Origin of the sequence: Bacillus sp. PSXD-155, assembly GCF_049310765.1 — a bacterium.
Taxonomy (GTDB): Bacteria; Bacillota; Bacilli; order Bacillales; family Bacillaceae_G; genus Bacillus_A; species Bacillus_A cereus.
The window spans coordinates 18,838-28,768 of record NZ_JBMOWC010000059.1 but is presented as its reverse complement, the minus strand read 5'-3'; the positions used below and the strand labels follow the sequence as shown (position 1 = coordinate 28,768).

The window sequence follows — 9,931 nt, the reverse complement described above, 5'->3', positions numbered from 1 at the left end:
TGAAGTGACCCCCGAAAGTTAGACAGGTCGTTTCATTAGGCAGCCTCTAGGGTATGAGCCCGGTATTGTACTGGGCTCATACCCTTTAATTTTGCCTTAATTCTTTTATGATTATAGTATTCTATATACTTTGCTAATTCTTGTTTGAAATGTGTTATACTTTCAAATTCTTTTCGATACAGAAATTCCGATTTCATGATACCGAAGAAATTTTCAATAACGGCATTGTCATAACAGTTTCCTTTGCGAGACATACTTTGAGTTATGCCACAATTCTTAAGAGAATGACGGTATTGTTTCATTTGATAGTGCCAACCTTGATCAGAGTGAATGAGGAGTTTATCCGGATCGGTTACACAATAAAGGGCTTGGTCCAACATCGTTGAAACAAGGGAATAGGTCGGTCTGGAACTAATTGTATACGTGATAATTTCACCATTAAATAAATCCAACATTGGTGATAGGTATAACTTCTCCCCAAATAACTTAAACTCCGTAATATCTGTAACCCACTTTTCATTTGGTTTTTCAGCTTGGAAGTTGCGATTTAAAATATTTGGCGCAATTTTCCCAACTGTCCCTTTGTAAGAGCGATATTTTTTCATACGAACCAGACATTTTAACCCTAATTCTTTCATAAGGCGATATACTTTTTTATGATTTACTTTGTGTCCACGATTCATAAGTTCATCACGAATACGACGATAACCATAACACCCATCGTGTTCATTATAAATAGCTTGAATCAGTTCTTTTACCTCCGCATTTGGATCAGGACGATTAAAATGTTTCATCCAGTAATAGTACGTACTACGTGGAATGTTTGCGAGTTGAAGTAACTCCTTGATAGGAAATTCATGCCTTAACTCGTAGATTACTTGCGCTTTGTCTTGTTTGGTGATTTTTCTTTGTTTTGAACTAAGGCATTCAACTTTTTTAAATATGCATTTTCCATACGTAAACGCTCATTTTCCGCTTGTAAGGCTTCGATTGATCCTTCATCTACTGGTTTTATTTTTTTATCTTTCATGGTTGGATGCCCCTTTTTCTTTGATTGTAGGGCATCCAATCCTCCTGTTTCATAAGCTATTTTCCATTTCCGAAGTGTTTCATAAGACGGTATATTGAAAAGTGCCGCTGTTTCTCTGATAGATGTCCCGTGTTCATTCATATAATAAAGTACATCTAGTTTATACTGGGCTGGGTAGAATGTATAGCACTTTTCAAAGGCCTTTTCACCTGAAGACTCATATCGTCTAATCCACTCACGAAGTACGCTAGGGTTAACTCCTATAGATTTAGCAATTATTTTTCCACTTTCTGTACCATCTAAATATCGTTTCACCGCTTGGATTTTTTCTTTTGAAGAAAATTTAGCCATAAAAAATGCACCTCCAATTGTTAGACTGTGTCTAACAATTGGGGTGCACTTCATAATTAGATGGCTTTTGTATGTTACTCTATCGTTTCAACTTCACGTGGATTTTTCATCTCTTCCACATATACAACTCTAAATCCGTGATCTTCTAAATCTTTCAATAATGTCTCTAATTCACCGTCGTTAAACTCTTCTCCTAATGTAAACATAATTCTACGAACTAATAAGGCATCATTATCAAAAGTCATCAAACTTTGAATACCAGTGTATTTCTTTAAAACTGTCGATAACTTTTGGATTGCTCCATTATAGTCTTGCGTTCCAATCATGACAGAGTATTTACTAGAGTGAACGCCCCAAGCATCCTCTAATAACTCAAAAACTTTTTTATGCGTTAAAATTCCAAGGAAAACCCCTTTTTCGTCAACTACTGATAAATAAGGCAATTTTTTTATTGTAAAAAATACTTTAAAGAAAGAAGAATCTTCTCTCACAAATCCCTCTTTATCGTTTAATAATTGCATTACACTCTCGTCAAGTGATCCTTTATATTCTAAAATATCTACTTTATATATATTCCCTAAAAATTTCTCTTTTTTTTCATCTAAAACTGGTACACAACGATACCCCGTTTTATTTAAATGCTCTAACGCTTCCCCTATCGTAATCGAACTTGAGCACAGTAAAACTTCCCTTTTTGGCACGTAATTCCCTTTAATCCTCATAAAAAGCCTCCTTATGTTAAAATACTTTCTGTGCCATAACTATATTATATTTTCAGAAAAAAATAAATAATTTATTTTATTTTTCTGAAAATTATTCATTTTCTTGTCATAATTTATTCATGAATCCTTCACTTGTATATTTTTGCTATCAAATCTTCTCTCTGAATTACTAAATGAAAAATATATTGTAACTTCTTTCAAAAAAAGCTAAAATAAGAATAATAATTTTCTGAATATTCTAAGAGTAGGTGGTTATATGTCCTTATTACGCTCACATATATGTAAATTTATAATTGGTGTTATTGTTATTTTTGCCATAAGTCCTATTCCAGCTCTTTTTATTACACACAATTACTCTTATCAAAATGGATTTATTAGCATTTTTCAAAACTTCGCACAGCTTTCTTCTATATCAATTCCAAAGGTTGATTGGATGCATGAATCTATCTTTTTCTCAGCAAACCAAATGATACATACTTCTAATCATTCAAAACCATTATTCCCTTACATATGGGAAATATATTTTATATCGATTGTTCGTTTTACTTTTACCCTTGCGATTGGATTTTTCATAAGTTTGGGTATCGGCCATTTATTTTTCAAAGTACCTAACTCGTTTAAAAAGTTTACTACTGTATTGAAATGGATACCTTACTCTTTTTGCACTGTAGTATTACAATGTTCAGTCTTATTACTACTTCTATACATCGCACAATTTATAAACCTTCCTTACTACTCATCATTTATCATCGTATGTAGTACTTCCATGATTATCGTTATGCAAGCAGTAAAAAAATGGATTCCTTTCTTAAAAAACACAAATGAATATGAAATAAAACATGATTCTTTTCTTGTAGACACATTGTTTTTAGCGCTTACTTCAAATCATAAATCAATTTTAGGTTCCATTATTCTTTCATTCGTTTTTATGGAATGCGTTTTTCATGCAAATGGACTGTTACAATTTATCGTTCAATTTGGCGGAAATTCACCTATAATTGTTACAATCGGCTTATTACTACTCTATATCCCATATAGCATACTTTCTTTCCTTCAAACACTATGGACCACAAACTACTCCAAGCAACAGTCATACACTTTAACGAGAAGTGTTCCAAAACCTTAATTTAAAATAACCCTCTATAATCTAAAAGTAGGGGGTTATTCCTTTTGTATAGCGGACAAAATAACAGCAAATTCAAAAACTATTACAGAAACATACCAATATTTACCCTTTTCCTTTGACTATTCTTTTCATTTGGATTTATTATAAAAGTATAACATAATTGCAGGAGGTGACATCTTTATTCCAGACCTTGGAATGGAGAACACGCTTGGACATATTAAATATTTTTCTCATCTTTGTACTTATTCTTATTTCTGGCTTTTTCGTTGCATCAGAATTCGCTGTTGTAAAAGTACGAAAAAGTCGAATTGACCAACTTGCAAATGAAGGTAATAAACAAGCTTTAGCTGCAAGAAGCGTCCTATCTAATTTAGATGTTTATTTATCAGCTTGTCAGCTCGGAATTACAATCACTTCTTTAGGGCTTGGTTGGCTTGGTGAACCGACTGTGGAACATATACTACGACCGCTCTTTGAAAAAATTAATATTACTGGAACAATGGCTAACACTTTATCTTTTGTTATTGCTTTTAGTGTTATTACATTTTTCCACGTTGTATTAGGTGAATTAGTTCCAAAGTCTTTCGCAATTCAAAAAGCAGAAGCAATCACACTCAAATTTGCAAGACCGCTTATTTTATTTGATAAAATTATGTATCCATTCATTTGGCTACTCAATAGTACAGCTATATTTTTCACAAAACTACTCGGATTAGAACCTGCGAAGGAAAGTGAACTTGCTCATTCTGAAGAGGAATTGCGACTCATTTTAGGTGAAAGTTTTAAAAGCGGTGAAATAAACCAAACCGAATATAAATATGTAAATAACATTTTTGAATTTGATGATCGAGTTGCGAAAGAAATTATGGTTCCTCGTACCGAAATGATTTGCTTGTCTACTGAAAATACGTTAGAAGAAAATATGGATATCGTCGCTACTGAAAAATATACACGCTATCCAATCATTGAAAAAGATAAAGATGATATCATTGGGATGATCAATACGAAAGAAGTATTCCATGATCAAACGAAAGGTATTTATAAACCACTTGAATCTTATATACATCCTGTTCTAACTGTATTTGAAACCGTTCCAATTCGTAAAACGTTAGTCCACCTTCAAAAAAATCGCGTTCAGATGGCAATCGTTATGGATGAATATGGTGGTACTGCCGGACTTTTAACGATGGAAGATATTCTTGAAGAAATCATTGGAGAAATTCAAGATGAATTCGATGCTGATGAATCACCTATGATTGAAAAGCGTACACCTAAGCTTACTGTTTTAGATGGAAAGGTGCTTATTTCTGAAGTAAATGATATGTTTGGCCTACATATTGATGATAGTGATTTAGATACAATCGGAGGATGGCTTCTCTCTCAAGCAGTTGACTTAAATATTGAAGCTGGCTATTCCATTGAATACGCTGGTTTTCAATTTAAAGTATTAGAACTTGATGGACATCAAGTCAAAAAAGTTGCTGTACATAAACTAGATATTAAAAAGGAGCTATAAAGTGACTGTTTTATTAACAATTTGTATCATTGCCTGTTTCGTTGTTTCATTTCTCGCCTTTATTTATCCAATTATCCCTGGCATACTAGCTGTCTGGGCTGGATATTTGATTTACCATTTCGGTATAAATGGAGGCGAATTAACAACTTCTTTTTGGATTATTCAAGTCATTTTCACTCTTTTCATTTTCGTTGCTGATTTTATTGCAAATGGATATTTCTTAAAAAAATACGGTAGTTCTAAATGGGGCGAACGTGTCGGAATGATTTCTATCATTGTAGGCTCGTTCTTCTTCCCACCATTCGGACTTATTATCATACCGTTCTTATCAGTATTTATAACAGAACTAGTACATAAAAAATCGCCAAAAGATGCTTTTCTAGTTGGAGTCGCTACTGTAGTTGGTTTTTTAAGCAGTACAGTAGCGAAAGCAATTCTCCAAATCATTATGATTATCATCTTCTTGTGTTATATCATCTTTTAACCATCCCGACTTCGGGATGGTTTTTTAATATGCAATACCTACTCGACTATTTTCATATATATTTTTCTTACATAGATCCCATGTAAAGTGTGCTGTATCACCCACTGTAATTTTTGATCCACCCTCTGGCAATATATCTTTTTCAGTTCGATATACCTCTGTCGCCTCACCATCTATTAAATGTGTCGGACAAACAACTGTCCAACATAAATTATTACTATTACTTAGTACCTTATATGCAGCCAAATGATCTTCCGCTGCCGTTGTCGTTTTCCGTTTTGATTCCGTTGATTGAAAACGATATAAATTTAGATCTGTTCTTGCTTGTAAAATACCAGCTGTTCCTATTGTTATGATCCTACGAACCCCATCTTCTTCCATTTCCTTTATAATTTGTGGCATACTCTTCGCTAATGTTCCATTTTGATCCGTTCCAAGTGCACTAATTACTATATCACTTCCTTCTATCGCTTTCTTTATATCATTTTCGTTCAATACATTCCCTTCTATCACTCTTAACCTTTCATGTTGTATTTCTATTCTATTTAAATCACGCGCTAATGCAGTCACTTCAGCTGAATCCTTTAATGCTAAATTAATTATGTTTGAACCTACTCGTCCTGTTGCTCCCAATATACATACTTTCATTTGTTTTCCCCCTCTTTCATTCTCTTTCTATTTTTCAATAATCTCAGTCAATTTACAACAAAAAAACTTCCTCATATATAAGAGGAAGCTTTATTATTACTTTATTTCTTTTCTTTAGAATCAGTAGACTTCTCGGTTCCGCTTGTTTCTTTATCCTTTTTGTCCTCTTGTTGTGTTGTTGTGTCGTCTTCTTTCTTCTTGTCCTCACCTTTACTACAACCTACCATTAATAAAGAACTTGCAAGTGCCATAGCAGTTAATGATTTAACCCATTTGTTCATTTGCGTTTCCTCCTTGTGATAGAATATGTACAACCTCATATTACTCTCTATTTTTAAAGGAGAGATTGAAAAACAGTAAATATACGGTAAATTTTTGTAAATTTTCCGATAACAAAACCTAATTTTAATTTATATATTTCATTTCCAATCGATACACAATAAAACTAGTTTTTTCTCTCAATAGACGTAAAAAAACTAAGGCGCATACCATTTCGCCTTAGTTTCTCATGCAAACTTTTCATTTTCATATAGATGTGTAATCTTATATTCCTTCTTCATAACATATTGCCACACACTATAAGCGTAACGGTTCATTTTCAGGAAACAATTTTCCAAAAATGAGCGAAACTCTGGGTTAGCAACTTCCACTGCAACTTGAGCAAACTTTAAAGCTAATCGTTTCAAATGCGCAATATAACTGGTTGCAATATGAATATCCCCTGTATATTTACTAACTGTTTCCTTTCCCATTTCATGCAAATCAAACTCCATTGTTTCACAGGTTATATGCTGCACATTCTCTCCTTCTTGAAAATTTACTTGTTCATTATATGCTTGTAACATATATGGTAAATGGTGCTGTAATAGATTTTTTAATTCTTCGTCTCTGACCTTTCCAGCATACTCTCCAACCTTGTATATTAGTATATAACTATATTTCATTAATCCTTTCATACAGTCCATTAAAGCGCCTCCCTTCTCTTTTTTTTGTCCATATACTATAAATATGATGCTAAAACATTCGCTATTCTCGCTAAAAACCAATCCCATCTACTAATTTTCTCAAAATCTTCTTCAGAAAATCGTTTTGATTTATGAAAGTCTACCTGTAATCGACTCCATACTTCATCAACAACTGTTTTATCATATATGATACAGTTAGACTCACAATTTAAATAAAAACTTCTATTATCAAAATTCGCTGTCCCAATATCAACAATTTCTCCATCAATAATTGTTACTTTCCCATGAAAAAATCCATTTCGATATTGATAAATCTCCGCTCCAGCATGTAACATATCTTTCAAATATGGATAGGCAGCTTGTTTTAACAATATGGCATCACTTTTAAATGGCACGAGAATTTTCACATTAACACCACGATTTAATGCAGCTTTTAACTCTTTCACCATTTCTTTACTTGGTACAAAATATGGTGTAGCGATAATTAAAGACTTTTTAGCCTTTTTTAAAAGTGCCCCATACTTTTCCCATAAGCCTTTTCCATTTGAAAATAAATATTGATATTTCACATTCCCTAATGTAGGTATACTTTCATGTATAGGCATTTTTTCTCCTGTATCTTCTTTCCAATCTTCGGCGAACTTTCTTTCCATATCCGCTGCACCCTCACCATGGATGCGCACGTGATAATCACGCCATGGCCCAAACTTTGGATTTTGTCCAAGGTACTCCTTTCCGATATTAAAACCACCGACGTATGATACCTTTCCATCTATCGTAACAATACGTCTATGATTCCGTTGATGCAAAGAATAGAACACATTTTTCAGTTTCGGTTTTTTACTAAATGTAAACTTCACACCGTTTTCCTTTAATCGGCTAATTACCTTTTTCTTCAGCTTATATCCACCTATCCGATCGACTGACAATTTCACTTCTACTCCGCTAGATGCTTTTTTCTCTAATAACTGTAAAAACTCTTGGCTTATTTCATCTTTTCCTACAATATAAAAATGAATATATATATACTTTTCTGCATCGTTTATATCCTCAAATAATTTTCTATATAACTCTTCACCGTTCGTATATAATTGAAATTCACCTAATCGAACTTGTCCTAATTCATATTCACTAGCCATTTCCTTCCCCATTTCCACATCGATGTTCATCCAAATGAATACACCTATTAAACAAAGGATTATAGCGAAAAAGTGCTTCATGGATAAATTCCTTTCTCCACTTACTGTTATTTCTATATCTTCCCTTTTTTATTACATTATCATTCAAGAAAATATGTCATTGCATGATATATGTCCATATCAAACAATAGCTCATTTGCATATTGTATGTTGTATCTTAAAATAAAAGGAGGAAATAACAATGGGCTTCGCACATGGTAATGGATTTGCGCTATTAGTCGTATTATTTATCCTCTTAATCATCGTCGGTGCTGCTTGCTTCTGCTAAGTAGCTACTGTCATATGATATGTGGATGAAAAAACTATAAAAGCGGACACCTATTTTTAGGTGTCCGCTTTTCATTTTAAAACCATTTCCGCCTACTATAGTAACTTAAATGGCTAAATATTCATCTCAAAAGGTTAACAATGTGGCTACTTTCTTACTCTCTGCCTTACGTATATGACGCTGTTCTGCACGTAACACAGCAATACGATGTAATTCTTTCTCTTCTTCTGTTTCAGGGATAACACGCGGTACAGGAACTGGATTATTTTCCTTACTAAGTGCCACAAAAGTAACGAATGACGTTGCCGCTATACGCTTCTCACCTGAAATTAAATCTTCAGCCACTACCTTCACAAACACTTCCATCGAAGTTCTTCCCGTCCAAATTACGAAAGATTCATAACTAACACAATCTGAAGAACGAACAGGATGTAAGAAATCGACCCAGTCCATAGATGCTGTGACACATTCCTTTCTCGAATGTCTGGATGCTGAAATAGAAGCAACCATATCCATCTCCGCTAATATCTTCCCACCAAATAGCGTGTTATGATCATTTAAATCTGTTGGGAATACTCGGCTCGTTTTGAACACCCTTGACTCATTGGCTGTTTTCCCCTTTACTTCTGTCATTGTTATCACCCCTTTAATGATTTATCCCTAATATTTCAATAATCACTATACTAAATGAACTACACGTTTAATATTAACAACATTCAGAACTTTTAGTCCACAAAAAAGAACCGATTTTATCAATCGGCTCCTCTAAATACATATTGTTCTTTCGGCTGTTCAACTTTATTCCATTTTGTTACTTCTAATACAGGAATATTCGCATGAAACGGCTGATAAAACTCAGTAGTTATCTCTCCTTCTACTTGAATCCAGTCATCATTATTCCACTCTACGCCTTCTGGCTTTTTCACTAACATACCATACACACCAGAATCTGCTACGCAATGTATAATACCGAAACGGAATAAGAAGTATTGTTCTTTTTTAGAAGAATCATCCCTAAAAACAAACCCTTTAAAAGATAATTTTTTCCCAGTAAACTCGCCAGGATAATTATAAATTGTTTCCATACCCTTTAGGAAGTCTTCATCTTTCAAATTAATATTGTCTTTCGTAACAAACTCTTTCTTCCCTTTTTCCATTACACCACGGTATCCTTCTTTCCCGTAATAAATGCTCGTATCAGGTCTTAGAAATTGTCTTGTCATAAATGGATCCTTACTTTCTGCTTGTGCAACAGGAAAGTGAAATCCTTTCGCTTTAACAATATCCGAATCTAACGTCGCAATTGGGAAAAATAACCCTGAGATAATTGGAAAACAAAACAAGGAGTACGAAAATGCTTTTTTCCACCATGTATTCTCATCTTTTGAATGATCATGCCCGCAATGGCTATGGTCACAACTGCAATCATTTTTCTCTTTTTCCTTTTGGTGCTCTTTTTGGAAAACGACGATAATTTGTATAATCGTTAAGAAACCTAAAATAATTGCTGCTGTTGTTGATAAATAGGCATACTTCATATTGATATACTTCGTAATGTTACCGGAAATATGAAGCTGCGCAATTAATATTGTAAAACCTAATAATATATATGCTCGAAACAT

At 33.6% G+C, this 9,931-nt stretch carries 12 protein-coding genes; 4 read left to right on the top strand and 8 right to left on the bottom strand.

The features are described from left to right. Window positions 1-35: 35 nt before the first annotated feature. A protein-coding gene (locus ACO6VI_RS29035; protein ID WP_098840180.1) for an IS3-like element ISBth10 family transposase occupies window positions 36-1,381 on the bottom strand; the annotation gives its coding sequence in 2 pieces (ribosomal slippage) (window positions 36-940 and window positions 940-1,381; 1,347 coding nt in all). Between the two features lie 74 nt (window positions 1,382-1,455). After that, a complete protein-coding gene (gene cbpA / locus ACO6VI_RS29030) occupies window positions 1,456-2,103 on the bottom strand; it encodes a cyclic di-AMP binding protein CbpA (RefSeq protein ID WP_001220528.1) in 648 nt (215 codons plus the stop codon). 256 nt (window positions 2,104-2,359) lie between these two features. On the opposite strand from cbpA, the gene ACO6VI_RS29025 reads away from it, so the two are divergent. From ACO6VI_RS29025 to ACO6VI_RS29015, 3 genes are all read left to right on the top strand, one after another. Beyond that, entirely contained in the window at window positions 2,360-3,229 is an 870-nt protein-coding gene (locus ACO6VI_RS29025) for a hypothetical protein (protein WP_422424788.1), read from the top strand. Window positions 3,230-3,437: 208 nt separating this feature from the next. Next, window positions 3,438-4,745 carry a hemolysin family protein gene (locus tag ACO6VI_RS29020; RefSeq protein ID WP_000353738.1) on the top strand — a complete coding sequence of 436 codons (1,308 nt, stop codon included), beginning with the start codon at window positions 3,438-3,440 and terminating at the stop codon, window positions 4,743-4,745. 1 nt (window position 4,746) lies between these two features. Beyond that, window positions 4,747-5,229, top strand: coding sequence for a DUF456 domain-containing protein (locus tag ACO6VI_RS29015; protein ID WP_000217339.1), 483 nt, complete (start codon window positions 4,747-4,749; stop codon window positions 5,227-5,229). A gap of 24 nt (window positions 5,230-5,253) precedes the next feature. Here ACO6VI_RS29015 and ACO6VI_RS29010 read toward each other — a convergent pair whose 3' ends face one another. The 4 genes from ACO6VI_RS29010 to cls all read right to left on the bottom strand — a co-directional run bounded on the left by ACO6VI_RS29010 (window position 5,254) and on the right by cls (window position 8,062). Further along, window positions 5,254-5,877: an NAD(P)-dependent oxidoreductase gene (locus tag ACO6VI_RS29010; RefSeq protein WP_049107633.1), complete on the bottom strand. Its 624-nt coding sequence runs from the start codon at window positions 5,875-5,877 to the stop codon at window positions 5,254-5,256. Window positions 5,878-5,978: 101 nt separating this feature from the next. Continuing rightward, complete coding sequence (locus tag ACO6VI_RS29005; protein ID WP_001045960.1) at window positions 5,979-6,158, bottom strand: hypothetical protein; 180 nt, start codon at window positions 6,156-6,158, stop codon at window positions 5,979-5,981. 225 nt (window positions 6,159-6,383) lie between these two features. Then, a complete protein-coding gene (locus tag ACO6VI_RS29000) occupies window positions 6,384-6,842 on the bottom strand; it encodes a spore coat protein (protein WP_422424785.1) in 459 nt (152 codons plus the stop codon). Window positions 6,843-6,877: 35 nt separating this feature from the next. After that, the gene (cls, locus tag ACO6VI_RS28995; RefSeq protein WP_002023919.1) at window positions 6,878-8,062 is read right to left on the bottom strand and encodes a cardiolipin synthase; all 1,185 of its coding nucleotides are present in this window, start codon (window positions 8,060-8,062) and stop codon (window positions 6,878-6,880) included. Window positions 8,063-8,222: 160 nt separating this feature from the next. Here cls and ACO6VI_RS28990 point away from each other — a divergent pair, with 160 nt between their 5' ends. Next, window positions 8,223-8,309 (top strand): YjcZ family sporulation protein, encoded by an 87-nt coding sequence (locus ACO6VI_RS28990; RefSeq protein ID WP_000505094.1) that lies wholly within the window; start codon window positions 8,223-8,225, stop codon window positions 8,307-8,309. Between the two features lie 126 nt (window positions 8,310-8,435). On the opposite strand, the gene ACO6VI_RS28985 is transcribed toward ACO6VI_RS28990, so the two are convergent. Together ACO6VI_RS28985 and ACO6VI_RS28980 are read right to left on the bottom strand one after the other, a co-directional pair. Next, on the bottom strand, window positions 8,436-8,942 hold the full coding sequence (locus ACO6VI_RS28985; protein ID WP_000141164.1) for an acyl-CoA thioesterase: 507 nt from the start codon (window positions 8,940-8,942) through the stop codon (window positions 8,436-8,438). A gap of 119 nt (window positions 8,943-9,061) precedes the next feature. Further along, the gene (locus tag ACO6VI_RS28980) at window positions 9,062-9,931 is read right to left on the bottom strand and encodes a TIGR03943 family putative permease subunit (protein WP_000488043.1); all 870 of its coding nucleotides are present in this window, start codon (window positions 9,929-9,931) and stop codon (window positions 9,062-9,064) included.

Coding starts and splice junctions, on each gene's coding strand:
- ACO6VI_RS28990 (WP_000505094.1), top strand. CDS start 8,223: ATGGGCTTCGCACATGGTAATGGATTTGCGCTATTAGTCGTATTATTT.
- ACO6VI_RS29025 (WP_422424788.1), top strand. CDS start 2,360: ATGTCCTTATTACGCTCACATATATGTAAATTTATAATTGGTGTTATT.
- ACO6VI_RS28985 (WP_000141164.1), bottom strand. CDS start 8,942: ATGACAGAAGTAAAGGGGAAAACAGCCAATGAGTCAAGGGTGTTCAAA.
- cls (WP_002023919.1), bottom strand. CDS start 8,062: ATGAAGCACTTTTTCGCTATAATCCTTTGTTTAATAGGTGTATTCATT.
- ACO6VI_RS29000 (WP_422424785.1), bottom strand. CDS start 6,842: ATGGACTGTATGAAAGGATTAATGAAATATAGTTATATACTAATATAC.
- ACO6VI_RS29005 (WP_001045960.1), bottom strand. CDS start 6,158: ATGAACAAATGGGTTAAATCATTAACTGCTATGGCACTTGCAAGTTCT.
- cbpA (WP_001220528.1), bottom strand. CDS start 2,103: ATGAGGATTAAAGGGAATTACGTGCCAAAAAGGGAAGTTTTACTGTGC.
- ACO6VI_RS29010 (WP_049107633.1), bottom strand. CDS start 5,877: ATGAAAGTATGTATATTGGGAGCAACAGGACGAGTAGGTTCAAACATA.
- ACO6VI_RS28980 (WP_000488043.1), bottom strand. CDS start 9,931: ATGTTTCGAGCATATATATTATTAGGTTTTACAATATTAATTGCGCAG.